Source organism: Streptomyces yerevanensis, assembly GCF_000716805.1.
Lineage (GTDB): Bacteria > Actinomycetota > Actinomycetes > Streptomycetales > Streptomycetaceae > Streptomyces > Streptomyces flaveus.
This window is the reverse complement of record NZ_JNWJ01000045.1, coordinates 129,667-155,006: the sequence shown is the minus strand read 5'-3', so window position 1 is coordinate 155,006 and position 25,340 is coordinate 129,667. Positions and strand designations below refer to the sequence as shown.

23 protein-coding genes and 3 pseudogenes are annotated in these 25,340 nt (G+C 69.0%); 15 read left to right on the top strand and 11 right to left on the bottom strand.

The features are described 5' to 3' along the window. Window positions 1-305 precede the first annotated feature (305 nt). From OP79_RS35655 to OP79_RS35645, 3 genes are all read right to left on the bottom strand, one after another. Complete coding sequence (locus tag OP79_RS35655; protein WP_033326135.1) at window positions 306-1,052, bottom strand: hypothetical protein; 747 nt, start codon at window positions 1,050-1,052, stop codon at window positions 306-308. A gap of 220 nt (window positions 1,053-1,272) precedes the next feature. Next, window positions 1,273-2,838 carry an alpha/beta hydrolase gene (locus OP79_RS35650; RefSeq protein WP_033326133.1) on the bottom strand — a complete coding sequence of 522 codons (1,566 nt, stop codon included), beginning with the start codon at window positions 2,836-2,838 and terminating at the stop codon, window positions 1,273-1,275. A 122-nt stretch (window positions 2,839-2,960) separates the two neighbouring features. Beyond that, window positions 2,961-3,650, bottom strand: a complete 690-nt coding sequence (locus OP79_RS35645) for a hypothetical protein (RefSeq protein WP_051745158.1) — start codon at window positions 3,648-3,650, stop codon at window positions 2,961-2,963. 112 nt (window positions 3,651-3,762) lie between these two features. Between OP79_RS35645 and OP79_RS35640 the strand changes: the two genes are divergently transcribed. Continuing rightward, window positions 3,763-4,425, top strand: a complete 663-nt coding sequence (locus tag OP79_RS35640) for a TetR/AcrR family transcriptional regulator (RefSeq protein ID WP_033326131.1) — start codon at window positions 3,763-3,765, stop codon at window positions 4,423-4,425. Here OP79_RS35640 and OP79_RS57350 read toward each other — a convergent pair. From OP79_RS57350 to OP79_RS52495, 4 genes and pseudogenes are all read right to left on the bottom strand, one after another. Next, a pseudogene (locus OP79_RS57350) lies at window positions 4,422-4,687 on the bottom strand (hypothetical protein). The gene OP79_RS35640 and the pseudogene OP79_RS57350 overlap by 4 nt on opposite strands. Before the next feature lie 100 nt (window positions 4,688-4,787). Beyond that, window positions 4,788-5,501, bottom strand: coding sequence for a transcriptional regulator (locus tag OP79_RS35635; RefSeq protein WP_245685559.1), 714 nt, complete (start codon window positions 5,499-5,501; stop codon window positions 4,788-4,790). Window positions 5,502-5,634: 133 nt separating this feature from the next. Next, complete coding sequence (locus tag OP79_RS51095; RefSeq protein ID WP_063742060.1) at window positions 5,635-6,075, bottom strand: hypothetical protein; 441 nt, start codon at window positions 6,073-6,075, stop codon at window positions 5,635-5,637. 62 nt (window positions 6,076-6,137) lie between these two features. Then, window positions 6,138-6,254, bottom strand: a pseudogene (locus tag OP79_RS52495) (WhiB family transcriptional regulator); the annotation flags it as partial. A gap of 382 nt (window positions 6,255-6,636) precedes the next feature. Between OP79_RS52495 and OP79_RS35625 the strand changes: the two are divergent. Beyond that, a complete protein-coding gene (locus tag OP79_RS35625) occupies window positions 6,637-7,863 on the top strand; it encodes a glycoside hydrolase family 64 protein (protein ID WP_033326129.1) in 1,227 nt (408 codons plus the stop codon). A 132-nt stretch (window positions 7,864-7,995) separates the two neighbouring features. Here OP79_RS35625 and OP79_RS35620 read toward each other — a convergent pair whose 3' ends face one another. Beyond that, on the bottom strand, window positions 7,996-9,048 hold the full coding sequence (locus tag OP79_RS35620) for a LacI family DNA-binding transcriptional regulator (protein ID WP_033326127.1): 1,053 nt from the start codon (window positions 9,046-9,048) through the stop codon (window positions 7,996-7,998). A 122-nt stretch (window positions 9,049-9,170) separates the two neighbouring features. Between OP79_RS35620 and OP79_RS35615 the strand changes: the two genes are divergently transcribed. Next, window positions 9,171-9,644 carry an HIT family protein gene (locus OP79_RS35615; protein ID WP_033326125.1) on the top strand — a complete coding sequence of 158 codons (474 nt, stop codon included), beginning with the start codon at window positions 9,171-9,173 and terminating at the stop codon, window positions 9,642-9,644. 20 nt (window positions 9,645-9,664) lie between these two features. Here OP79_RS35615 and OP79_RS35610 read toward each other — a convergent pair whose 3' ends face one another. After that, window positions 9,665-10,717, bottom strand: coding sequence for a PP2C family protein-serine/threonine phosphatase (locus OP79_RS35610; protein ID WP_342669571.1), 1,053 nt, complete (start codon window positions 10,715-10,717; stop codon window positions 9,665-9,667). Between the two features lie 340 nt (window positions 10,718-11,057). On the opposite strand from OP79_RS35610, the gene OP79_RS35605 reads away from it, so the two are divergent. Both OP79_RS35605 and OP79_RS35600 read left to right on the top strand, forming a co-directional pair. Beyond that, window positions 11,058-11,432 (top strand): VOC family protein, encoded by a 375-nt coding sequence (locus OP79_RS35605; RefSeq protein ID WP_033326187.1) that lies wholly within the window; start codon window positions 11,058-11,060, stop codon window positions 11,430-11,432. Window positions 11,433-11,511: 79 nt separating this feature from the next. Then, window positions 11,512-12,063: a GNAT family N-acetyltransferase gene (locus OP79_RS35600; protein WP_033326124.1), complete on the top strand. Its 552-nt coding sequence runs from the start codon at window positions 11,512-11,514 to the stop codon at window positions 12,061-12,063. Between the two features lie 89 nt (window positions 12,064-12,152). Here the strand turns inward: OP79_RS35600 and OP79_RS35595 are convergent, their stop codons facing one another. Further along, window positions 12,153-13,106, bottom strand: coding sequence for a multicopper oxidase domain-containing protein (locus OP79_RS35595; protein ID WP_033326122.1), 954 nt, complete (start codon window positions 13,104-13,106; stop codon window positions 12,153-12,155). Window positions 13,107-13,292: 186 nt separating this feature from the next. On the opposite strand from OP79_RS35595, the gene OP79_RS35590 reads away from it, so the two are divergent. The 6 genes and pseudogenes from OP79_RS35590 to OP79_RS35570 all read left to right on the top strand — a co-directional run bounded on the left by OP79_RS35590 (window position 13,293) and on the right by OP79_RS35570 (window position 21,242). After that, window positions 13,293-15,809, top strand: a complete 2,517-nt coding sequence (locus OP79_RS35590) for a ThuA domain-containing protein (protein ID WP_078492201.1) — start codon at window positions 13,293-13,295, stop codon at window positions 15,807-15,809. 35 nt (window positions 15,810-15,844) lie between these two features. Further along, window positions 15,845-18,049, top strand: coding sequence for an OmpL47-type beta-barrel domain-containing protein (locus OP79_RS35585; protein WP_033326185.1), 2,205 nt, complete (start codon window positions 15,845-15,847; stop codon window positions 18,047-18,049). Window positions 18,050-18,235: 186 nt separating this feature from the next. Further along, a complete protein-coding gene (locus tag OP79_RS35580; protein ID WP_033326118.1) occupies window positions 18,236-18,868 on the top strand; it encodes a GNAT family N-acetyltransferase in 633 nt (210 codons plus the stop codon). Window positions 18,869-19,076: 208 nt separating this feature from the next. Then, complete coding sequence (locus tag OP79_RS35575; protein ID WP_033326116.1) at window positions 19,077-19,847, top strand: carbonic anhydrase; 771 nt, start codon at window positions 19,077-19,079, stop codon at window positions 19,845-19,847. 57 nt (window positions 19,848-19,904) lie between these two features. Next, window positions 19,905-20,127 (top strand): annotated as a pseudogene (locus OP79_RS52490) (ATP-dependent DNA ligase); the annotation flags it as partial. A 203-nt stretch (window positions 20,128-20,330) separates the two neighbouring features. Continuing rightward, window positions 20,331-21,242, top strand: a complete 912-nt coding sequence (locus OP79_RS35570; protein WP_245685558.1) for a DUF3048 domain-containing protein — start codon at window positions 20,331-20,333, stop codon at window positions 21,240-21,242. 12 nt (window positions 21,243-21,254) lie between these two features. Here OP79_RS35570 and OP79_RS35565 read toward each other — a convergent pair whose 3' ends face one another. Next, a complete protein-coding gene (locus OP79_RS35565) occupies window positions 21,255-21,719 on the bottom strand; it encodes a MarR family winged helix-turn-helix transcriptional regulator (RefSeq protein ID WP_033326114.1) in 465 nt (154 codons plus the stop codon). A gap of 217 nt (window positions 21,720-21,936) precedes the next feature. Here OP79_RS35565 and OP79_RS35560 point away from each other — a divergent pair, with 217 nt between their 5' ends. From OP79_RS35560 to pcaH, 4 genes are read left to right on the top strand one after another with little or no spacing between them, the layout of a single operon-like run. Continuing rightward, entirely contained in the window at window positions 21,937-22,692 is a 756-nt protein-coding gene (locus OP79_RS35560; protein WP_033326112.1) for a CoA transferase subunit A, read from the top strand. Further along, on the top strand, window positions 22,692-23,336 hold the full coding sequence (locus OP79_RS35555) for a CoA transferase subunit B (protein ID WP_033326110.1): 645 nt from the start codon (window positions 22,692-22,694) through the stop codon (window positions 23,334-23,336). The genes OP79_RS35560 and OP79_RS35555 overlap by 1 nt, the downstream gene beginning before the upstream one ends. Continuing rightward, on the top strand, window positions 23,333-24,535 hold the full coding sequence (locus OP79_RS35550; RefSeq protein WP_033326108.1) for a thiolase family protein: 1,203 nt from the start codon (window positions 23,333-23,335) through the stop codon (window positions 24,533-24,535). The genes OP79_RS35555 and OP79_RS35550 overlap by 4 nt, the downstream gene beginning before the upstream one ends. Before the next feature lie 33 nt (window positions 24,536-24,568). Further along, a complete protein-coding gene (gene pcaH, locus OP79_RS35545) occupies window positions 24,569-25,339 on the top strand; it encodes a protocatechuate 3,4-dioxygenase subunit beta (protein ID WP_033326105.1) in 771 nt (256 codons plus the stop codon). Window position 25,340 lies beyond the last annotated feature (1 nt).

The following is a 25,340-nucleotide window of genomic DNA, read 5'->3' as shown; positions in this document are numbered from 1 at the left end:
GGCCCGCCCCACCCCGGCCCGGCCCTCCCCGGCCGGCCGGTCTCAGACTTCCCGCCGTATGCCCGAGGTGCGTACGGTCCCCGCCACCACCCCCACCGGGGTGGTAAAGCGTCCGGCGGGGCATGACACCCAGACACCGAACCCTCATGGTCCGGCGTCAGGTCATGGAGTGCCCGCCCCCGACAACCGGCCGGAGCCTGCTCCGGGCGGAAGGGGGCGGCTCTCCCGCGGAACCTGTCGGCGGCGCACCCGCGCCGCCCAGCGGACCGGCTTCCACCACGTGCACGCCACCGAGGTCCACCCCCTCACCCCGAGGTTCGGACCCCACCACGGCGGCACACGGCCACGCCGCGCCCGAAAAGCCTGAAACCCTCAGGCACACACAGAGTTCCCGAGACGCTGTAGTCGGACTTCTCGGCACCCGCTTTGATCCAGGGACGCAGCGCCTCGTACACCTGGTGCTCCTGGCCGCGCCGCAGTGTGTGGTCGAGGCGGCCGAAATCGGCGGCGCCGGTGTTGCCGGAGATCCGCACCAGGGTGCGCAGCGCCCAGTTCACCAACTCCCGCCGCCCGCTTGCCGCGTGCTCGCGCAGCACACCGACGGCGAGCCGACTCAGGTGGTACCGGGTATCGGACGAGGAGTCGAGGGCCTGGACGGCGATGCGGTCGAGGTGCGGTTCCGCGTCCTCGGTGAACAGGGCAGGCCGGACCCGGGCGAGCGCTCCGAGGGCCGCCTCGCGCACCGGGTCCTGCTCGTTGCGCAGCCGCCCCATCTCCTCCAGTACGGCGGTGACGGCCTCGGGGTCGCCGGAGCGGTCCGCGTTGCGGATCAGGAATGGCCAGGCCTCGGCGCGGTCTTCGGCGGCCGGACGCCAGGTAGCCTCGACGAGCTGTTCGCGGACCTCGGCGCCGGGCAGGAAGGACTCGAAGCCCAGCACCCGCATCTCCCGGCTGCCGCCTTCGCGCAGCGTCGCGGCCATCCGGCGCGCCTCGTCGGCGGCATGACTGCGGGACAGCACTTCGAGAAGGCTCTCGGAGAAGGGTGAGGTCATCCCGTGGGCGTGGCGAAGTCACCCGCTGCGACATGCCCCCACCACCGGTGGGTGAACAAGCCGTCCCGAGCGCGACACTCAGCCGGGAAGCCCTTTCTCGGCCCGCCGATCACCCGTACCCGCCATTCCGCGGCATGGTTGCGAACCGGCATGCGGCCTGTCGGGTCAGGCCCGCGAGTCACCAGCACCGGCCGGGGCAGCTACGGGGGAGTCGAGCGTGTCACAGGCTGCAACGGGCGTCGGTGGGCGGGGATTCGAGGTCGAGGAGATATTCATTGACCACGTCGTCGACGCACTTGCTGCCGCCGAGGAGGTAGGCGCCGTGCTGCTTGCCGTCGACTGTGAGTAGGCTTCCGTCGAGAGCGTGCGCCATCGCGATGCCGCCCTCGTGCGGTGTCACAGGATCGCCGGTGACCGACACGACGAGCGTCTCGGGGAGGCCTTCGACATCGGCGAGCCAGGGCTCGTCGCGTGTTGGCGGCGCGGGCCACGCCTCGCATTCGCTGTGGTGGTTGCCCGCCGTGAACACGTCGAGGTCAAACATTGGCGCGACCTCCCCGATCTTGCGTGCGAGCGCAGTCTGTTCCTCCGGCGTCGGACGGGGCGAGTCCATGCAGCGCACAGCGATGTTCGTGTCGAAGTCCTGGCCGTAGGCGCCGTCCGCCGTGCGGGCGTAGAAGGTGTCGCGCAGGGCGAGCATCTCGTCGGCGTTCCCTGCCTCGAGCGCGGTCAGGGCGGAGATGACGTCGGGCCATTTCTTTTCGGAGTACAGTCCGCCGCTGATGCCGAGGTAGACGTCCCAGACGCTCAGGTCCCGGCCGTCGGTGGTCGGTGCTGGTGTCTCGACGAGCGGCTGGACGATCTCGTGCAGGCGGTTGTTCGCAGCCGCGGGGTCGGGGCCGAGAACGCAGTCGGGCGATTCTGTGCAGTGTGCGGCGAGGTCGTCGAACCGTGCCTGCAGTCCGGTGAATGAGGAGAGGCGGGACTCGCTCGCCGTCAGGTCGGGCGAGACGGCCCCGTCGAGCACGATCGCGCGGACCTTTTTGGGGTAGGTCGCGGCGTACATGGCGCCGAGCTCAGAGCCGTAGCTGTAGCCGAGGTAGGTCAGCTGGTCGTCACCGAGCACCTGTCGCATGATGTCCATGTCGCGCACGACGTTGGTGGACCCGGCGTTCACGAGGTTCGCGATGCCGCCGGAGCCGTCTGTGCAGCGCTCTGCGAGCTCGCCCGCCTCCTCGGCGCTCGTGATGTCGTACACCGCGCCGAATCGCGGCACGTCGCCTGCGTCGTACTCTTCGTCGGTGTAGCAGTCGAGGGCCGGGGTCGACGACCCGACCCCGCGAGGATCGAAGCCGACGATGTCGAAGCGTTCGGCGACGGGACTCGCCTGCCACAACGGCAGGGTGGACGCGACGAGGCTGGTGCCGGATCCTCCGGGTCCGCCCGGGTTCAGCAGCAGCGAGCCCTCGGCCTTGCCCGCGGCGGGGAGGCGCATGAGCGCGATGTGCGCCCTCTCGCCCTCCGGCTTGTCGTAGTCGAGCGGTACCTCGACCGAGGCGCACTCGAGCGCCGGGTTCGCGGACAGCTCGGCGTCCGTCGCGCTCGTCGCGGTGTCCTCGCACCCGACCCAGTCGAGCTCTTGCCCGAGATAGGCGCCGAGGTCCGCATCCGCGCCGGAGTCCGGTGGAGGAGCGGCGGGCGCGCATCCGGCGAGCAGGAGGAGGAAAGCCGTGGCGGCCGCGCCGAGCACGGTCTCGCGGTATCGGGATCGAGGGTCTGAGCGCATGCGTTTCTCCTGTGCCGAGCCGCGGTCGTGCGCGAGGGTGCGGCGGTGGTTGACGGACTGTTCTCGGTCGGGGCGCTGAGGTGGCCGACAGGGCGGCAACGTGACCGGTCAGTGCGGGGGTGTCAGCTCTCGATCCCGTCGGTCTCGGCGTCCAGGAGCCGGTGATGGCGGAAGGTGAGTGCTCGTTCGATCCCCGCGAGGCCGGCCGTGATGGTGAGAACCGTGTTCGCCCATGCCGGCAGGTCGATGGGCGAGGCGAACGGGGTGAAGCGATCAGCCCAGAGCGGCAGGTGGGTAACCAGCTCGAGCAGCTGCGGGGCGAGGATCAGCAGATTCATCGTCAGCACGATGACGGCGCAGGCAGAGAGGGCTCGCCCGACCCCGGGGTGCCGGCGGGAGAGCTGGGCGCGCCAGTGCTCGGGCGTCCCCGGCGCGGGATCGAGACGTCGTCGGCTGTCGTCCGCGCTGATCAGGTGAATCCGCCGCATGCCGTACCTGCTCGCGGCGACCTCGATGCTGTCCGCTCCGAGCGCGAACCGTACCGGCATGTCGGAGCTCTGCACGTGCCGGTCGTCCCGGTAGAGCGAGGCCCGGCCCGACATGTGATCGACATCGACCGTCGCCGTCGAGGCATCGGGGAGGTCGATCGCGAATCGTGTGCGCTGCAGTGAGAAGGAGGGGCGGAACGGTGGCAACGGTGAGCCCGGCTCCGGAGCGGGCGTCGACCACGCTTCCGCATCGCCGTCGAGCCCGTCGAAGCCGTAAGGATCCTTCCGCGCCGCACCGGTCCAGGGATCGTGCCGGTCGTTCATGTCTCCCCTGTCCGGGGTCGTGACGGGGCAGAGCACCGCCACGACGCCTTTCTAGCATGCCCGTGCTAGACAAAGTAGCACGGGCATGCCAAAGGATGACTAGGATGGGGTCATGTCCAAGAGAGCCAACCCGGATGTCCGCCGAGAGCAGGTCGCCGACGCCGTGATCGAGGAGATCGCCGCGCACGGGATCCGCTCGGTGACCCTCGCCCGGATCTCCGCACGCACCGGCCTGGCCATCGGGAGCATCCGACACTACTTCGGCGACACCGTCCGCGAGGTCATGCGCTTCACGTTGGGCGTCCTCATGCAGCGCGCCGCGCGCCGCGCCGCGACGATGTCCGACGACCCGGTCGCACGGATCGTGGATGTGATCGCATTCACCGCTCCGACCAGCGAGCAGGAGCGCCGGGAGAACATCGCTCTCGTCGAATACCGTGTCATGGCGCGCACGGACGCGGAGCTCGCGGCCGACATCGCTGCCATGTCCCTCGCGGGCGCGGAGGTCATCCGCTCGTTGCTGCGCGATGCGCTGGCCGACCGCGCGATCGACGAGGAGGCACTGCACCGCGAGGCGCTCCTGCTGGTCGCCCTGATCGAGGGCTTCTCGTTCAGTTCAGCGCTGTTCTCCGCCCCATTGCACGAGGCGGACGTCCGTGCCGTCGTGACGGCGACCATGCAACGTCTGCGCGACGCCTATCCGCCTTCCGAAAAAGCCGTCGAGGGAGCGGCTGGAACTCCTGAGGCCGCCGAGGAGTCACGGAGCTACAGCTAGACCTCGATGAAGGCGACGACGACACGGTGCGCATAGCGCTGACCCAGTACAGCAACCGGACGCGTTCGACGTCGTCGGCGTACTGGCGCAGCCGCGGGCCGGTGCTGTCGCCGGGCAGCGGTTCGCCCACGTCGGGGTCGACGGAGATGACGACCCGGGCGCGGTCCAGGGCGTGGAGCTCGGCTTCGCTGGCGATGGAGTCCAGCTGCTTGGCGGCGGAGTCTGAGAAGGCGATCCGGGAACGGCGGCCGCGTGGGGCCATCAGGCGACGGCCGGGCGCTGGGCAGCGAGCCGGGCGAGGTGGGCCTCGCGCAGTTCCTCCCACGGCGTGCGCTGAAAACACGTCACCCCGCCCTGACCTGCTAGTCAGCCACTCCCGCGCAGCGGGGGAACCTCAAGTACTTCGCGACCGGCGCGAACGCCGCGGTGATCTGACCGCTGGAGGGACAGCAAACGGTGGACATGCGGTCGAACCGCCACCGCCGGGCGGTCCCCTCCAGCTTGCGCACCACCGCGTCCAGCGCCTGGACCAGGTACGGGAAGTCCGCGCTTTCCGAGAGCACCGCCCGCCACTTCCCCGAGTACGCGAGCGCCCCGACCAGCAGATGGGCATGCTCACCAACTCCCCATGATTCTGGCGGAGTTGGCAGCTCGACCCAGTCGAACTGGATTTCCTCGCCCGGCGGATGCGCGATGATCGCGACATCCCTGCCCCTGGCTCCGTGACACGGCTCGCAGTGCGGACGCACCTCAAAGCGGCGCAAAGCCCGCGTGAAGGTCGAATAGCCGCCCGGATAACCGAGTTCACGCACCTCGTCGAACAGGGTGGTCGCCCACAGATGAGGATCATCGGCCAGCCGTTGCTGGCAGTACTCCACGAACGGCACGAACGCGTCCGGCGCCTGTCGATGCTGCCCCGGCATCGTCTTACCGTTCAGATAGTCGCGGATCGTCTGACGATCACGGCCCAGATGACGGGCGATCGCCGAGATCGTCCACCCCTGACGACGCAGAGCATGAGCGTCCACGTCTTCCTCCCGTGTGAGCATCCGGGCCCCGAACAGGCCGACCTTCAAGCGCACGCAGGCTGTCCACAACACGCCGACGCGAGTTCGACACGCCGGGCGAGATCACACAAGGGGTGGAGAGATCAACTGAGCAGGTTTGCCGAACACCCCGAGCGCGGGTGGTGATTTCCAAGAAGCGCCATCACAGCCGGGCCGCTTCGGCATCGCCCCAGTCACGTCGCAGCCCGTCGATCAGCCGGTCGGCGAGCGCGGTGCGCCGACCGGTCACGATCGCGCGCAGCAGCTCGCGGCGGACGGCCTCGGGCGCGTCCTCGAGCGCCGACTCGTAGACGGAGTCGGCAACTTGAAGGCTGTCGGCGACGCGTAACGCGTGTCCCCGGACGTACGGATCGGGGTCGGCGACGCGTGCGGCGATCCACTCGGCGTCACGGGCGACGGAGGCCGCGACGACGGCGATCCCGCGCTCGTAGGGGCCGCGGGCTTCGAGTGCCTCCAGCACGGGCCGCAGCGGGTGGCGGAAGTCCCTTACGCGCGCGGCGAGTTCGCGCATACGCTGCGGATACGGAAGCGGGTCGAGGACATTCAGCAAGCTCTCGGCCTCGTGCTGCGGGGTGCTGAGCATGCGCTGGATTCTGCATGCTCATGGCCGCCACGTGGACTGAATTTCGAGAAACGAAGCTCTGACTACTGCTGGTGTGTCCGCCGGAGACTGAGCCGTTCCTTCTCGGACAGGCCGCCCCAGACGCCGAACCGTTCGTCGTTGGCGAGCGCGTACTGGAGGCAGGCGGACCGCATCTCGCACAGCTGGTCGCGCCGTTCCCCGCGCCCCTGGGGTGGGTGGGGGGTGCGGGGTCGTGGGCCGGTGCGTCAGCCCGTCGCAGGGCGGGCATACGACCCTGGCCCGGTACAAGGTCCTGGTCCTCCGAGACCGGAGCTAAGCGACGGGCATACGACACACCGGCCCACGACCCCTCCCGCCGGAGGAAGGGTGCGGGCACATCGTGGCTGGGGTGCGGGCTTTTCCGGGGTGCGGTCAACTTCTGAACGAGTGAAGATTTTGGGAGCGCTCTCAGTCGTAACCCTTGACGACTCAACTCCCCCTGGGGACATTGGTGCAGACCGCAGGAGCCGATCCCCACACATCGGCCCGCTCGGCAACCCCCCACACCCCAGGAGACCTTCCGTGATCTCACGTAGAACGTTCCTGACCACTGCTGCCGCTATAGGGACCGCTGCGAGCTACCCCGTTTGGGGAAGCGCTCTCAGTCCTGATGCCAAGGCTGCCCCCGCCACCTGCGAACTCGCCCTGCAGAACGCCTCGTTGCCGGGCACGGTGCGCGCATACGTCACCGGGCACGAGCAGTCCACCGGCAACTGGGTGCTGCTGCGGGCCGACGGCGGCGTCTACCGGCCCGAGTCGCCCTCGGCGCCCCAGACCCCGCTGCCCGTCGACTGCGCCATCCCGCTCGGTGCCGCCGGTTCCGCGCCGAAGGTGCTGACGCTGCCTCAGATGTACGGCGCCCGCGTCTACTTCGTACGCGACGACACGCTTGACTTCTTCCTCAACCCGGGACCCGGGCTGGTGGAACCGGCCTTCGCCACGCCCACCGACGCGAACTACGGCAAGACCTGGTCGTTCTGCGAGTTCACGTTCAACTCCCAGCAGCTCTTCGCCAACATCAGTTACGTCGACCTGGTGACCGCCCTACCGATCGGCCTGACCCTGGAGGGCGACGCCACGCACACCGTTGCCCCGCTGCCCGACGGCGCCGTCGACAAGATCGCCTCCGACCTCGCGGCGCAGTCGGCGAAGGACGGACAGCCCTGGGACAAGCTCGTCATCCGGGGCGACGGTGGTGCCGTACTCCGGGTGATCTCCCCGCAGAACCTGATGGCGCCCTACTTCGACCGCCCCGCCGAGATGCCGTTCCGCGACGTCTGGAACAGCTACATCGACCAGGTCTGGGAGAAGTACCGTACGACCGACCTCAAGATCGATCTCCAGGGCGGGCGGGGCGTGTTCACCGGCCGGGTCAGCGGCGACACCCTCACCTTCAACGGCGGCCACACCTTCGCCAAGCCCACGTCGAAGGACATCTTCACCTGCAACCACGGCCCGTTCACCAACAACCCGAGCGACCCCGACGACAAGAAGGGCCTCCTCGCCCGCCTCGCCGCCGGCTTCAACCGCTCCATCATGCTCACGCACGCCAGCCAGCCGAACGGCGCAACGGCGGCCGACTACTACAAGGGCGAGATCACGAACCATTGGTCGCGTGTGGTGCACGCCAACTCCCCCATCGGTTACGCCTTTCCGTACGACGACGTACGCCCGGACGGCGAGCCCGATGTATCGGGGGCGGCGCATGACGGCAACCCGCGCCGGTTCACGGTGACGGTGGGTTCCTAGCCCTGGTAGGCAGCGGTCAGGGGCACCCCGAGGGGGCCGCAGGCCCCCAAGGGGCGCGGGGAACGGCGCGACCAGCCACAACGGGCCCGCAGCCGCCCAACTACCCTGCCAGGCAGACGCGTCCGCGAGCCCCTACGCGGACGCGCGCCGCACCAGGGTCGTCGGCAGCACGACACTGGAGGGCGCGCCCACGCCCTCCTGCGAGCCTGCGCCAGCGGAACCCGCGTTCAGCCCTCGCAACAGCAGCCGAGCCATCAACCGACCCATCTCCTCGATGTCCTGACGGACCGTCGTAAGAGATGGGTCGGTCTGCTCCGCGACCGGCAACATGTCGTCGAACCCGATCAGCGCGACATCCTCGGGCACCCGAAGCCCCCGCTCCCGCAACACCCGCAGAGCCCCCGAAGCCATCAAGTCATTCGCGGCGAACACGCCGTCCAAGTCCGGGCAACCGTCCAGAAGTTGACGCATCGCACGCTCGCCGCCCGCCGGGGTGAAGTCACCCTCCGCGATCAGCCGGGGGTCGGCGTCCACCATGACGTCACGGAACCCGTCGAGTCGGTCGACCGCCGAGGTCTGGTCGAGGGCGCCGGTGATGTGGGCGATGCGCGTACGGCCGAGCGCGACGAGATGGCGTACGGCCTCGCGTGCGCCACCCCGGTTGTCGCTGTCGACGTAGACCGCGCTGCGCGTCCCGTCGCCCCAGCCGGGCCGCCCGCCGAACACGGTCGGCACGCCGGCGCCGTGGATCAGTTCGGGCAGCGGGTCGTCGAGGTGCAGGGAGAAGACGAGCGCGCCGTCGACATGGCCGCCGGCCAGATAGCGGCCCACCCGCGCATGGTCGTCGCGACCCTCGGTGAGCAGCAGTACGAGCTGGGAGTCGTGGGCGGTCAACTCCTTGCTGATACCCCGGAGTTGGAGCGCGAAGAAGGGGTCGGCGAAGACCCTGGTCTCGGGTTCGGCGATCACCACGGCGACCGCGTCGTGCCGCCGGGTGACGAGGCTGCGCGCGGCCTGGTTCGGGACGTAACCGAGCTCTTCGACAGCCCGCCTGACCCGCTCGACGAGGGGCTCTCGCACCCCGTCACCACCGTTGACGACACGCGACACGGTGGCCCGGGAGACCCCCGCCCGTGCCGCCACCGCCTCCAACGTGGGGCGCGACGCGGTCGACGACTCGGACACCTCGGAACTCCTCAGGGCAGCGGTTCCGGGCCAGGATAACTCCTGGTCGCCGCATCGCTGAGAGCGCTCCCCGATCCTGCCGGATCCACATCGGGTGGCCCCGTCGGGGGCAGGGTCCGATCATGACTGATGACTGGCGGAGCGACCGGATCGGCAGCGCGCTTCGGGGCGGGAATCCCACGGTGCTCCGGAGGCTGGAAGCCGGGTTCGCGGTGATCGGGGACGTTCAGTTCCTCCCGGGATACTCGGTGCTCCTCGCGGACGATCCTGCGGTGCAGCGGCTGTCGGAGCTGCCCCGGGGCAAGCGGCTGGCGTTCCTGGCCGACATGGACAGGCTGGGTGAGGCTGTCGAACGCGTCTGCAAGCGGCTGGACCCGGCCTTTCGCCGCGTCAACCTGGAGATTCTGGGGAACACCGACCCGTTCCTGCATGCGCATGTGTGGCCGCGGTTCGACTGGGAGCCGGCCGATCTCGTGTGGAGGCCCGTGTGGCTGTATCCGCGAGAGTGGTGGAGCGACGAGCGGTATGCGCTTGGTCCTCAGCACGACGCCCTGCGCGAGGTGATCGGTGAGGAACTGGACGGACTGGTGTCCTGACGCATCCCGCTCGCCGACCGTCAATCCCCTACGTCGAGCCGTTCGACGAGGAGCATCGCCGCATCGTCCGCCAGGTAGCCGCCGGTGTGGCGGATCAGCCCCTGGTGCAGTTGCTCCAGGAACTCCGGCGTGCTGCACCTATGCGCCGCTTCCATGGCCTCGGGCAGGGCGAAGAAACCGTCGTCGGGGCTGCGCGCTTCGATCACGCCGTCGGTGTGCAGCAGCAGACGGTCACCGGGCGTGAACGGGTAGCTCTCCGCCTTGGCGGGATGAGCGGTGATGAATTCCTCCAGTCCCAGGGGCGGCAGCGGCGAGGTGGGCATCAAGGCCTCGACCTTGCCGCGGCGCAGTAGCAGCGGCGGCGGGTGGCCTCGGTTGATCACCTGGACCGCGAAGCTGTCGGACACCTCGACCACGACCGCGGTGACGAAATCCTCGGCCTCGTGTTCCGCAGCGGTCGGATCGATCGCGCTCGGCACCGCGCACTCCCGTTCCAGTGCGGCCGCGCAGTGGTTCACCACCTCCACCAGTTCGTCCTCGTAGTGCACGGCCTCGCGGAAGGCACCCAGTACGACCGCGGCCAGGCGCACGGCAGGCAGCCCCTTGCCGCGGACGTCACCCACGATCATCCGGACCCCGTACCGGGTCTGCGACACCGCGTAGAGATCGCCGCCGATCTGCGCCCCCGCCTCTGCCGCGTGGTACAGGCTGGCCATCCGCACCGGCCCCAGCCGGGGCGGCACACGTCTCAGCAGGACTCGTTGTGCGGCCTCGGCGATCCGGCGAACCTGGTCCAGTTCGCCCTGTCTGCGCGCACGTACGGCACTACTCATCGTGATGCTGGCTACTGACACCACGATGAGGGACAGGAGATTGCTGTAGACCTGGCCACCCCAGCTCTGGTGGAGGGTGGCCGTGATCACGGTGACGGAGAAAGCTCCCAGCGCTGCCGCAAGGGTGCCTCTCGGGCCCATCGTCAGCGCCGCCAGTGCCGGTATCGCGGCGAGGATGGGACCGGTGATCACCTCGTGTGCGGGCGAGAGTTCGATGCCCAGCGCGAACAGTATGATCACGAACGGCAGACACTGCCCGAGTCGGAAGAGGACCCGGCTGTGACCGCCCGCTCCTGATGGGCTGGATGCGCGGAAAAGTGACCGCATGGCCACCAGCCTGACTCACTGGAGTCGAGTGTTCCACTCAACGCCCGGCTGTCCTTGATGCTCATGGCTCCCCGTGGGGCGACGCCTTCGCGGCCGCCGCCATACCGGATGGCGGATCCTGCCGCCGCCTCCCCTTTCGGTGAAGCCCGGCGGCGGTCCGGCGTACCGCCGCGCATGCCGACCGCCGCGGCGGGTACGACCCTTCCCGTACGGGGGCGTCGCGGAAGCGGCCGAAGAGCGAGGGGTGTCGGAAGTGATTCGAAAGCTGCAGGCGGTCGCGCTGGACTGCGCCGATCCGGTACGGCTCGCGGAGTTCTACGCGGAGCTGCTCGGCGGGCGGGTGGTCGCGGATCCGGAGGATTCCGACTGGGTCGAGGTGCACGGGTTCGAGGGGACGCCGCTGGCCTGCCAGCGGGTGGACGGCTACCGACCGCCCGAATGGCCCAGCCAGGAGCGCCCGCAGCAGCTCCACCTGGACTTCGACGTGGACGACCTCGAGGGAGAGGAGAAGCGGGCGCTCGCCCTCGGCGCGACCGTGCTGGAGCGGACGGATCAGCTCCGTCCGGAGGCCAACTGGCGGATTTACGCGGACCCGGCCGGCCATCCGTTCTGTCTCTGCCTCCACTGAGTCCACCGGGCCATCGCAGTCACTGAGGCGATCTTTTATTGGTTTGCCGCCGGCCGGCCCGGTCGGATAGGAAGCTTGCATGCTAATGGGCAGCAAGGTCGGGCTCAGGGCCCGGCACGAGGACGACATCCCGATCCTGCAGGCCGAGCTCCACGACGACGTGGTCAACTACTCGCGGGCCGTAGGCGGGGCGTGGCGGCCGAGCACACCCGGCTCGAAGGACGCGCAGTTCGTGGTGGACGACACGGAGCAGCGGCACGTCCCGTTCTCCGTGGTGGAGTTGGACGACGGCACGCTGGTCGGCAGCGCGGTGCTATCGAACATCGACAACCACAACCGGTCCGCGCACATCGGCCTTGGGCTGCTGCCGTCCTCCCGCGGCAAGGGCTACGGCACCGACGTGGTCGCGGTGCTGTGCCACTACGGTTTCGTCGTGCGCGGCCTGCAGCGGCTGCAGATCGAGACGCTGTCGGACAACGCCGCGATGCTGCGCTCCGCCGAGCGCAACGGCTTCGTCCGCGAGGGCGTGCTGCGTTCCTCGGCCTGGGTGATGGGCGAGTTCCTGGACGAGGTGCTGCTCGGGCTCCTCGTCCAGGACTGGAAGCCGGACTCGAAGGGCCAGGGCGCCTGACGCTCGTACGACCGCGAGAGCCCTGCCGCCCTGCGAAAGGAACCGGCAGGGCTCTCGCGTAGACGTAGACAGCACCGCCGGCGGCGCGCTCAGTGCTCGTGCGGCTCATGTGGCTCGTACCCCGGGATGGTCCCGTCCGCCTTCTTCACCAGGAACAGCCCCACCATCCCCATGTCCGAGTGGCTCTGGACATGGCAGTGGTACATCCACGCCCCCGCCCCGACGCCCTCCCCCGCGATCACCTGGAACCCGAACGAGTCGGCAGGCCCGGTGATCTTGTTGTCCAGCACCTGACTCGGGTCGTCGGGGCCGGTCAGCATCCCCGTGCGGTTGTCGGCCCAGCGGTGCCCGTGCATATGGAAGGTGTGGTAGTACTCGCCGTGCGTGATCACCACGAACTCGACGCGATCGCCCACCGTCGCCTCGAAGTTGGGGCCACTGTGCGCCGGCTTGTTGTTGATCAGCATGTCGTTGAAGACGATCGTGTGGGTCGCGTCCGGGAGGATGTCGCCCTTGCGACGGACGATCACCGGACCGTACAGCCCTTTACGGAGGCCGCCCGTGCCGTGTTCCGTGCCGACGACATGGTCGTGGTAGTGCCAGTAACCCGCGCTGCCCGCACGCCACGTGCCGTCCTTGCGGCGGCCGGGTGCGTGGGTGCGCCAGGTGTACGTACGCGTCCCGCCCGGCTCGACATCGCTCTTGTTCTGCTTCGTGCCGTCGCTGGTGATCTCGTAGTCGAGGCCGTGGACGTGCAGGCTCACCGCCACGTCCATGGTGTTCTCGAACTCGATGTGCAGGGTGTCGCCCTCGTTGAGTTCGATGAGCGGGCCGGGGATCGACGCCTTGCCCTTCTCGTGGCCGTAACCCATCTGGCCGTCGGCGAGCTTCTCGGCGTACAGCTTGATGCGCTTGACCTCGCCGCCGGCCGGAGCGGTCTTCGTCGGCTCCGCGGCGCCGACGGACTCGGGGGCCAGAGACAACGATGTCGCGGCGGCCGCACCGCCCAGCAGTACGCGCCTGTTGAAGCCGCGTCTGTCCATGCCGAACTCCCCACCCTGGTACGGAATTTACGGAGATGAACCGCTGAGACGGTAGCGGCACCGCATTCGTTTTTCCACACTCAGGACAAAGTTCGTGCCATTCCGGTCGTACCTATTGGCGGGACGGGCAAAGAGGTCTAGCTTCCTTGGCGCTGTTGCTGTGACCGACGAGGAGTGGATGACCCCATGCGGTTCGCGTCGCATCAAAGATCCCTGTCCTTAGGCGAGTTGACCACAAACAGACGGGCGAAGAGACGGGCCTGGGCGGCCGTTCTGACCGCCGGGTTCGTCACCGCGGGGCTACTCTCCGGCGGTCCCGCGAGTGCGGTCCAGGCCCCCGAACCGCCGCTGACAACGATGTCGATCAAGTCGCCGCCGGGCGGCGCCAACGTACGGGTGCTGCTCTTCCACGGCTCCGCGGCGGGCGGGGACGAGTCGCCCGTCGTCAATGCCGGGATCGAGGCGATCGAGGAGATCGGGCTGACCGGACCGGCGAACCAGCGCTTCAAGGTGACGGCCACGGACGACGCCTCCGTGTTCACCAACGAGACGAAGCTCGGCCGCTTCAACGCGGTCGTCTTCCTGACCGGCGGCGGCGACGTCCTCGACGCCGAGCAGGAGGCGGGCCTGGAGGCGTACTTGGAGGCGGGGGGCGGCTTCCTCGGCGTCCATGACGCGGCCCGTGCCGAGCCGTACTCGGACTGGTTCACGGGACTCGTCGGTGCCCGTCCCGCCGCGTCGAGCCCAACTGCCGTGCAGCGGGCGACCGTTGAGGTGGGCGACCGGCAGCACCCGGCCACGAAGGATCTGCCGCTTCAGTGGAAGCGCCCCGACGCCTGGCTGAACTGGGTCAAGAACCCCTCTGGCGACGTGCACACCGTGGCGCGGGTGCGCGAGTCGACGTACCAGCCGGGCGACAGCAAGAACGGCGCCGACCACCCGGTGTCCTGGTGCCGCGACTACGACGGCGGACGTTCCTTCTACACGGGCATGGGCGGCACGGTCGCCTCGTACGACGAAACGGACTTCCGTGCGCATCTGCGCGGGGCGCTGCTGTGGACGACGCGGCTCGTCCGTGCCGACTGCAAGGCGGCGATCAACGCCAACTACAAGGCGGAGCGGCTGACCCAGCCCAACCAGCCGGGTCAGAACGACCAGATCGGCGAGCCGCACGGCCTGGTCACCGCCCCCGACGGGCGCGTGATCTATATCGGCCGCGGTGGTGCGGACGCCTCGGCGCCCGTCGTCACGGACTGGAACAACCCCGACATCGGCAAGGGCAAGGGCGAGATCCACGTCTACGACCCGAAGACCAAGAAGGTCACCCTGGCCGGCGCGCTCACCGTGTTCGGCAACAAGGGCGGCGGCGGTGAGCTGATCAAGGTCGAGGAGGGACTGCTCGGCATCGAGCTGGACCCGGCGTTCCAGCAGAACGGCTGGGTGTATCTGCACTACACACCGCACGCGCAGATCAACCGCGACACACGGATGGCCGAGCGCCGCGTCTCCCGCTTCACGCTCGATCTCGCCACGAACAAGCTGGACCTGAGCAGTGAGAAGGTCCTGCTGAAGTGGCCGGTGCAGATCCACAGCTGCTGCCACGCGGGCGGCGGCATGGCGTGGGACTCCAAGGGCAACCTCTACATCGCCACGGGCGACAACAACTCCAGTGGCTTCAGCGACGGTTACTCCGGCAACAACCCGCAGCCCAACTACAAGGGCGTCTCCTTCGCGGACGCGCGCCGGACGTCGGGCAACACCAACAACCTCAACGGCAAGATCCTGCGCATCCACCCGGAGCCGGACGGCACCTACACCCTGCCCCAGGGCAACCTCTTCACCGGCAAGGAGACCGACGAGGGCGGCGGCAAGACGCGCGGCGAGATCTATGTGATGGGTGTCAGGAACCCCGCGCGCATCTCTGTCGACAAGAAGACGGACACGCTGTACGCGGGCTGGGTCGGCCCGGACGCGTCAAACCCGTCGACGACCTGGGGCCCGGCGAAGTACGACACGTTCGCCGCGATCACCAAGCCGGGCAACCACGGCTGGCCGTACTGCATGGGCAACAAGCAGCCCTACCGGGACCGCAACCTGCCCGACCCGTCGAAGCCGCTGGGCTGGTACGACTGCGACGCCCCGAAGAACGAGTCGCCGAACAACGACGGCCTCGTCAACCTGCCGCCGGTCACCGGAAACACCATCTGGTACTCGCCCCAGGGCGGCGGCCCCGACTTCCCGCGCGACGCGAACGGCGTCCCGTCGTACAAGGCGGAGGAGCAGACGTTCCTGCTGCCGTGGCTGAAGGGCGGCGGTCAGGCGGCGATGAACGGACCCGTCTACCGCTATGACGCGGCATCCGCGGGTGCGGGGGCATGGCCGTCGTACTGGGACGGCAAGTGGTTCGTCGGTGACTTCTATGACGCCGACCAGCCGCGTCACGCGGTCCTGCTCGACCCCAAGACCGTGGGCCAGGGCGGCATTCCCGTGCACGCCGAGTCCCTGAAGAAGATCATCCCCGTGGGCAATGACGGCATCAAGAACCTCATGGACTGGAAGTTCGGCCCCGACGGCACGCTGTACGCCCTCGACTACGGCCGCGGCTTCTTCACCTCGGACGCCAAGTCGGCGCTGTGGCAGGTCACTTACAAGGGCGGCGCTCCGACGCCGGCCGCCGATCAGCTGGCCAGGGAGGCACAGTGACGGGCGTACGCATAGGAGGGCGAAGAACTGCGCGCCTGTGGACGGCGCTTCTGGCGTCGCTGCTGATGGTGCTCGGGCTGACGTCCACGTCGGCTTCCGGGCAGACCGACGGAGCCGGCACCCCGTCGGCAGCCGCCGGCGCTGCCGCGCAGACGCTGACGTGGACGGCCGGCAACGACATCGACAAGTACCTGTCGGCGCCGACCACCGCGGTCGCCGGCACGACGACGATCGTCTTCGAGAACAGCACGGCGACCGGCAACACCACAGGTATGCCGCACACGTTGACCTTCGACGTCTCCGACCCGGAGTACAACAACGACGTCCCGCTCAACATCCTGGCCAATCCGAACGACGACCAGGGCGGCAAGTACACGGCCGAGGTGACGCTGACGCCCGGCCGGTACCGCTACTACTGCACCATCCCGGGCCACGGTCAGATGCAGGGCATCCTCGTGGTCACCGAGGGCACCGGCGAGGACACGACCGCGCCCGAGACCTCGGCGGCCGTGAGCGGTACGCAGAACGCGGACGGGGCGTACGTGGGTTCGGCGACCGTGACGCTGAGCGCGACCGACGAGGGCTCGGGCGTGGACCGGATCGAGTACGCGATCGGTGACGCGGGCGCCTGGCAGCCGTACACCACGCCCTTGGTGATCGACCAGGTGGGCGGCCACAAGGTCCGCTACAGAGCGGTCGACAAGGCCGGGAACGTCGCCGCCGAGAAGGCGGAGGAGTTCACGGTGGCGTCGCCGTCGACGGACGACACGACGGCTCCGGAGACGTCGGCTTCGGTGACCGGTGAGCAGAACTCGGAGGGTGCGTACCTCTCCATGGCGACCGTCACCGTGACGGCCTCCGACAACGGTTCCGGCGTCAACACCATCGAGTACGCGCTCGGCGACTCCGGTGCCTGGCAGCCGTACACGGCTCCGGTGATGGTCCACGAGGTGGGCGCGCACAAGGTGCGGTACCGGGCCACGGACAAGGCGGGCAATGTCGCCGCGGAGAAGTCCGTCTCGTTCACGGTCGTCGCGCCGCCCGCCGAGGACAAGACTCCTCCGGTGACCGGCGTGAGCGTCGAGGGCACGAAGAACTCCTCCGGGGCCTACATCAACAGCGCCAAGGTGACGGTGACCGCGACGGACGAGCACCATGGTTCCGGGGTCGCCACGATCGAGTACTCGCTGGACGGCGGGCCGTATCTCGCGTACACCGCGCCCGTCGTGGTCGATCGCGCGGGCGCGCACAGGGTGGCGTACCGAGCGAGCGACAAGGCGGGCAACACCTCCGACGCGCGGACCGTGAGCTTCACGGTCGCCTCGGGCGGCGGGGTGCCGGCGCCCGCCTGCGCCGAGTACGACGAGCGGCTGACCGTCATCGTCGGCACGGTCGACACGGGTGTGCCGAACCGGGTCACCAACAACCGGTGCCGCATCAACGAGTTGATCGAGGACGAGAAGGAGTGGACGTCCCACGCGCTGTTCCTGAAGCACGTGAAGACCGTCCTGGACGCGCTCCTCAAGGAAGGCGTCATCGTCCAGCGCGAGTACAACCTCATCAACAAGGCCGCCAAGCAGTCGGGCATCGGCAAGCCAGGCCAGACCGAGGGCTATCGCACGCTCTTCGACGGCTCCGAGGAGTCGTTCGCGAAGTGGCAGCAGGTCGGCGGCGGCAGGTTCGCGGTGAACGCGGACGGTTCGATGACCAGCAGCACCACGGTTTCGGGCATGGGCATGCTGTGGTTCCCGGAGCGCAAGTACGGCGACTTCTCGCTGAAGTTGCAGTGGCGTGACGACGCGCCGGGCACCGGGAACGCCAACGCGGGTGTGTTCGCGCGCTTCCCGTGGGTCCACGACCATCCGGAGGAGTCGCGTCCGGAGTGGGTCGCCATCAAGTACGGGCACGAGTTGCAGATCAACGACCGCCCGGACGGCGACATGTACAAGTCCGGCTCGGTCTACGGCTTCGACCGCGTGGGCCTGGCCGGTGCGGGCGTCACCCAGAAGGGCACCTGGAACGACTACGAGATCCGTGTGGTCGACCAGCACTACTCGGTGTACCGCAACGGCGTCCTGATCAACGAGTTCGACAACATCGGCGGCCAGGACTTCACCCCGCCCCGCTCGGACGACCCGGGCACGGACGGGCGGCGGTTCGCCTCCGGCTACATCGGGCTCCAGGTGCACGGCACGACGGATGTGATCTCGTACCGGGACATCCGGATCAAGGAGTTGTAGGTTCCGCGGGCGGCGCCTCCGGTGGAGGCGCCGCCTTCTTCGCCCGGCTCGGCTGTACCCGCTTCGGCTCGCCCGCCCGCCGCCGGCTCCACCACTTCACCATGCGAGCCACGGTAGGCGTGCCGGGCTGGCTTCGCATGTGGGCGGAAGATTGTGGGAGCGCTCCGGACGAGGCAGGATGCTGCGGTGACTCCGACTCCCACCGTGCGCCCGTACCGCTCCGAGGACCGAGAGTCCCTCGACGACATCTGCGTCCGCACCGCGCACAACGGCCAGGACAGCCGGCCCGTCTACGCGAATCCCGCGATCTTTCCGACGATCTTCGCGGCTCCGTATGTCCATCTGGAGCCGGAGCTGGCCTTCGTGCTGGACAACGGGCAGGGACAAGCGGTCGGCTACATCCTCGGCACCGCGGACACTCCCCGGTTCGCCGAGGCCTTCCGCACGAAGTGGCTGCCCTTGGTCGCGGACCGCTTTCCGGAGCCCAGTGGTCCGCCAAGCACCCCGGACGAGGCGATGGTCCGGCTGTTGCACCACCCCGAGCGGATGGTCGTCCCGGAACTCGCCGCGTATCCGGCTCACCTGCACATCGACCTGCTCCCCGAATGGCAGGGCCGCGGCCACGGACGTGCACTGATGCGGAGCTTCCTGCGGGCTCTGCGGGACAGTGGCGTGCAGGCCGTCCATCTGACCATGGTGACGGCCAACACCCCGGCCAGGGCCTTCTACGACCGTCTGGGCTTCCACGAGATCGAGGTGCCGGACCCCGGGCCGGTCACCTGTCTGGGGCGCACGACGGACGAGATCGACAGGCTTTGACGGTCGGTGACGGCAGCCATCCGGTACTCGGGTACTCGGACTCCACGACGCGCGGACGGTCCCGCAGGACATGGCTGGAAGCGATCACCCTGGTTGTCACAAGACCCGACAACGATCCGGGATGGATTCACCCAAGGTTGGTTCATGGAGCGTCAAGAACCGGCCACGTGAACGATCTTCGGCCAGATCCAGACGTACGTTCCTCCCTGTGAATTCTGACATCCCACCTCACAGAGCTGTCGGCCTCGCGTCGACGGCATCCGCCGGCAGGGTCGCTCCCGCCCGGCGCTCTCTGCTCCGCGCCGCGCTGACCGGCACCGCTGCCCTCGGTGCCGGTCTCGCCGCCGGCGCCCCCTCCGCCGCCGCCACTCCCACCGGCAGCACGCGCCCCCGGCCGACCACCGCGCAGGAAGCCCTGCGGGAACTGGCGGCGGGCAACCTCCGCTGGCGCACGTACCGCGAACGACACCCCGACGAGTCGCCGACCGTCCGGCTGGCGCTGACGTCGGGTCAACACCCCTTCGCAGTCGTGCTCGGATGCATCGACTCCCGCGTACCGCCGGAGCTGGTTTTCGACCAGGGCCTCGGCGACCTGATGACGGTGCGCTCGGCGGGCGAGGTCCTGGACGAGGCCGTGCTCGGCAGCGTCGCGTACGGGGTGCTCGAACTGGGCATACCGCTGGTCATGGTGCTCGGGCACCAGTCGTGCGGCGCTGTGAAGGCGGCGGTCCAGGCAGACGAGTCCGGCGAGGAACTGCCCGCCCACATCCAGTACCTGGCTGATCAGATCAGCCCGGCCATCGACCACAGCAAGGAGGGCGACGCTCGCATCGACGCGACGATCGATGCCAATGTCGGACTCGTCCGCTCCCGGCTCGCGGCGGAGCCCGATCTCGCCGCCAAGGTGGCCACGGGTGACCTGGTCATAGTCGGCGCGCGATACGAATTGACCAGCCAGCTCGTCCACCGGACCTCCTGAGCACACGGCGGGCCCCGGTACTGCTCGGAACTGAGAGCAGGGCCGGGGCCCGCCGCGCCGGATCAGCCCTCGCTCGCGTCGGGCAAGAAGGACCTGTCCTGGGTGCCGCTCAGGCCGGAGCGGGCGTGAGGTGGCGTACGACCACTTGGAGAACGGCCAGCGCTTCCGGCACACGGCCCGCTTCCGCCGCTGGCGCCCCGACCGGACGCCTGAGAACTGCACGTACGTGCAGCTGGAGGAGCCGGTTCGCTGCAACCTCGAGGAGGTCCTGGGGCCGTAGGACCGACAGGACCGCCCATCCGCGCCTGTTCCCTGTTACCCGCACAGCGTTACCCGCACGGCCGATTGAACCGCCTTCGATCTTGGCCGATTGGGTAGGACCTGATTGAATCCCAAATCGAAAAAGCGGCGAAACGGGGCACAGTGGCCAGTGTAGGTGTGAGGCGGACGGGGCTGAAGGGTCGGACGAGGCGCACCACGCTGGTGACGGCACTACTGGCCGCGCTACTGGCGGGCTCCGCCATGGCGGGCTGTACGCCCGAGGAGACCGACGACGGTCGCGGGCGGGACGACGGCACAGGCGCCGATTCCGTACTCGCCGTGAAGATCGACAACGCGAGCCGGGCCCGGCCGCACACGGGCATCGACGCGGCGGACATCGTGTACGCCGAGCAGGTGGAGGGCGGCCTCAGTCGGCTGATGGCGGTGTACGCGACCAAGTTCCCGAAGGCGATCGGGCCGGTGCGCAGCGCGCGCGAGTCCGACCTGGAGCTGCTGCGCCAGTTCGACGAGCCGACGCTCGCCTTCTCGGGAGCGCAGGGCAAGTTGCTGCCACTGATCGACAAGGCCCCGCTGAAGGCGGCACCGCCGGAGTCGGACTCGAAGGCGTACTACCGAGGCACCGACAGATCCGCCCCGCACAACCTGTATCTGCGCCCCGAGCGGCTGATGAAGTCCGCCCCCGGAGCGGACGCGCTGACCACCGGCTTCGAGTACGGCGCGCTGCCCGCGGGCGGCAAGGCCGAGGCCTCGCACACCGTGCGCTTCCCCTCGGCCCGCTTCACCTTCACCTGGTCCCAGAGCCGGGACCGCTGGCTGGTGTCGATGGACGGCAGGCCGGCCGAGACGACCGACGGACCGCGGATGGCCGCCGCGACGGTGGTCGTGCAGTACGTGAAGATCCGCAAGTCCCGGTTCAAGGACTTCCTGGGCAACAACACCCCGTACACCGAGACCGTGGGCTCGGGCACGGCGACGGTCCTGCGCGACGGCCGCGCCTTCGACGCCGACTGGAGCCGCCCGTCGGCCGAGGACGGAACGCGGTTCACGACCCAGGACGGCGAGCCGCTGCCGTTCGCCCGGGGCCAGGTCTGGGTGGTGTACGCGAAGGCGTGACCGTGACGCCGGTCAGCGCTGCGTGACCAGCGGTTCTCCCGGATTACGAAGCCCCTCCGCCGCGTCCGACACCCGCTGGAGCAGCTCGAAGAACACGGCCTGCTCCTCGGCGGACAAGGGAGCCAGGAACACCTGGTTCATCCGAGCCGTCCGTACCGTCAGCTTGCGATGCGTACGCGCCCCCTCGTCCGTGAGGCGGAGCAGGAAACGGCGCCCGTCCTGCGGGTCGCGGACCTTGTCGAGGAGGCCGCGGCGGCCGAGCCGGCTGATCACCTCGGCGATGGTGGACCGGTCAAGACCCACCCGCTCCCCCACGGTGCGCTGATCAAGCCCCGGCTCGGCGACGAGCGCGTTCAGCACCGCGAACTGCGGCGAGGTGATCTCCTCGGAGACCATCGTGTTCCACAGCAGGTAGTGCGCCTGCTGCAGCCGCCGGGCCAGGTGCCCGGGGTGGGTGGTGAGGTCCACCGCGGCCATGTGCGCTCCTCGGATTCGTCGGTGCACTGAACGATACCGCTCACCCCACACCGCTGTCTGCGCAGAGAGACCCACACCTCACCTGCCAGTACGTATGAAACCTTGACGACCGAACCAGCGAGTGGCAGCGTGAGGGAAACCTCGCATAAATAGTCAGTGCCCTGAGTAATAGACGCTATAAGGGCGCCGACCGCTCGGAAGAGATGGGGCTTCACGGATGGACAAGGTGGTCGCCACAGCCGCCGAGGCGGTGGCCGATGTACCCGACGGTGCGTCGCTCGCGGTCGGTGGTTTCGGGCTGAGCGGTGTGCCGAACGTTCTGATCCAGGCTCTGTACGAGCGGGAGGTCTCCGATCTGAGCGTGGTCTCCAACAACTGCGGGGCGATGGAGTCGGGGCTCGCGATACTCCTGGCGGCGGGCCGCATCGCCCGCGTCACGGGGTCGTACATCGGGGGGAACAAGGAGTTCGCCCGCCAGTACCTGGCCGGCGAGATCGAGGTCGAAATGATCCCGCAAGGCACGCTGGCCGAGCGGCTGCGGGCAGGCGGCGCCGGCATCCCCGCCTTCTACACCCCGGCCGGCGTCGGCACGCAGGTCGCGGACGGCGGACTGCCCTGGCGGTACGACGGTGAGGGCGGCGTCGCGCTCGCCTCTCCGCCGAAGGAGGTGCGGGAGTTCGACGGCACGGAGTACGTGCTGGAGCACGGCATCCGCACCGACTTCGCGCTCGTACGGGCGGCCAAGGGCGACCGGCACGGGAACCTGGTCTTCAACAAGTCGTCCCGCAACTTCAACCCGCTCGCCGCGATGGCGGGCCGGGTGACGATCGCCGAGGTCGAGGAACTCGTCGAGCCGGGCGAGATCGACCCCGACGCGGTGCATCTGCCGGGGATCTTCGTACAGCGGATGATCGCCCTGACCCCCGAGCAGGCGAACGCCAAGATGATCGAACAGCGGACGGTGAGTTCCTGATGGCCTGGACGCGTAACGAGATGGCGGCCCGCGCCGCGCGCGAGCTGGAGGACGGCCAGTACGTGAACCTCGGCATCGGACTGCCGACGCTGATCCCCAACTACCTCCCGCCGGGCGTCGAGGTGATCCTGGAGTCCGAGAACGGCATCCTCGGCACCGGCCCGTACCCGACCGAGGACCAGGTCGACCCCGACCTCATCAACGCCGGCAAGGAGACCGTCACGGTCCTGCCCGGCGCCTCGTACTTCGACTCCTCCCTCTCCTTCGGGATGATCCGCGGCGGCCACATCGATGTCGCCGTACTGGGCGCCATGCAGGTGTCCGCCGGCGGGGACCTCGCCAACTGGGCCATCCCCGGCAAGCTGATCACCGGCATCGGCGGTGCCATGGACCTGGTGCACGGCGCCCGCAGGGTGATCGTCGTGATGACGCACACGGCCAAGGACGGTTCGCCGAAGATCCTGGAGGAGTGCGCGCTGCCGCTGACCGGCAAGGCGTGCGTCAACCGGATCATCACGGATCTGGGTGTGCTGGACGTGACGGACGAGGGCCTGATGCTGGTGGAGACCGCGCCGGGTGTCGAGACCGAGGAGATCGTCGCGAAGACCGCCGCGAAGGTTCGCACTCCCGAGGAGATCGCATGAAGGACGTCTACATCGTCGATGCCGTCCGCACCCCGTTCGGCAGGTACAACGGCTCGCTGGCAGGCGTACGCCCGGACGACCTCGGTGCGCACGCCATCCGTGAACTCCTCGCCCGTACGCCCGACTTGGACCCGTCCCGGATTGAGGACGTGTACTTCGGCAACGCGAACGGCGCGGGCGAGGAGAACCGCAACGTCGGCCGGATGGCCGCCCTCCTCGCGGGCCTTCCCACGTCCGTGCCCGGGGTGACCGTCAACCGGCTGTGCGCCTCCGGGCTCGAAGCCGTCATCCAGGCCGCGCGGGCCATCGCGCTCGGCGACGCCTCCATCGCCCTGGCCGGCGGTGTCGAGTCGATGACCCGCGCTCCGTACGTGCTGCCGAAGAGCGACAAGCCCTTCCCGGCCGGGCACACCGAGCTGTACTCGACGACGCTCGGCTGGCGCATGGTCAACCCGAAGATGGACCCGCAGTGGACCGTCCCGCTGGGCGAGAGCGCGGAGTTGATCGCCGAGAAGCACAAGATCGGCCGGGAGCAGCAGGACGAGTTCGCGCTGGCCTCCCATCAGAAGGCGGCCCGCGCCCAGGCGGACGGCTTGTTCGACGCCGAGCTCGCCCCGGTGTCGATCCCGCAGCGCAAGGGCGACCCGGTCGTCTTCGGCGCCGACGAATGCGTACGCGCAGACGCGTCCCTCGCCGCGATGGCGAAGCTCAAGCCGTCCTTCCGCAAGGAGAACGGGACGGTGACGGCGGGCAACGCGTCGCCGCTCAACGACGGGGCCGCGGCCCTGCTGCTCGTCGACGAGGACGGCCTGCGAGCCACCGGCCGCGAGCCGCTCGCCCGCGTCTCCGCCTCCGGTGTCTCCGCGATCGACCCGCACTACTTCGGGCTCGCACCTGTCGAGGCCGTCAACCGCGCCCTCACCAAGGCGGGCAAGGGATTTGGCGATCTGTCAACTCTCGAACTCAACGAAGCGTTCGCCGCCCAGGTCCTCGGCTGCGTAGCCGAGTGGCCCGAGTTCAACCCGGCGATCCTCAACCCGCAGGGCGGTGCGACCGCCCTCGGCCACCCGCTGGGCGCCTCCGGTGCCCGGCTCGCCGGGACCGTTGCCCACCAACTCGCCCGCAAGGGCTCGGGAGTCGGCGTCGCCACCCTCTGTATCGGCGTCGGCCAGGGCCTGGCCCTCGTCCTCGAACGCTAAGACCGCCCAGGACCCGTAGGAATCGGAATCCTCATGACGCTCACCCAGTCAGACATCGACATCGAGATCAACGACGCCCAGAACGCGTACGACAAGGCCGTCGCCGGCGGCGCCCCGGTCCAGCACCACCCGCCGCGCGACTACGCCCCGTACCGCAGCTCCGTGCTGCGTCACCCCAAGCAGCCGCTGGTCGCGGTGAACAGCGGCGACCCGGAGACGGTCGAGCTGTCCGGTCCGGTGTTCGGTCCGACCGACATCACCGAGATCGACAACGACCTCACCGTGCAGCACCAGGGCGAGCCGCTCGGCGAGCGCATCACCGTCTCCGGGCGGCTGCTCGACCGCGACGGGCGCCCGGTGCGCGGCCAGCTCATCGAGCTGTGGCAGGCCAACGCCTCGGGCCGGTACGCGCATCTGCGTGACCAGCACCCGGCGCCGCTCGACCCCAACTTCACCGGTGTGGGACGGACCCTGACGGACGATCAGGGCCGGTACTTCTTCCGGACGATCAAGCCGGGCGCGTACCCGTGGCGCAATCACACCAACGCGTGGCGCCCCGCGCACATCCACTTCTCGATGTTCGGCACGGCGTTCACGCAGCGGCTCGTGACGCAGATGTACTTCCCGAACGACCCGCTCTTCCCGTACGACCCGATCCTGCGCTCGGTGACCGACGAGTCGGCCCGCAACCGCCTGGTCGCGCAGTACAACCACGACCTTTCGCAACCCGAGTTCTCGCTCGGCTACGAGTGGGACATCGTTCTCGACGGTCCCTCCGCCACCTGGATCGAGGAAGGTCGCTGAG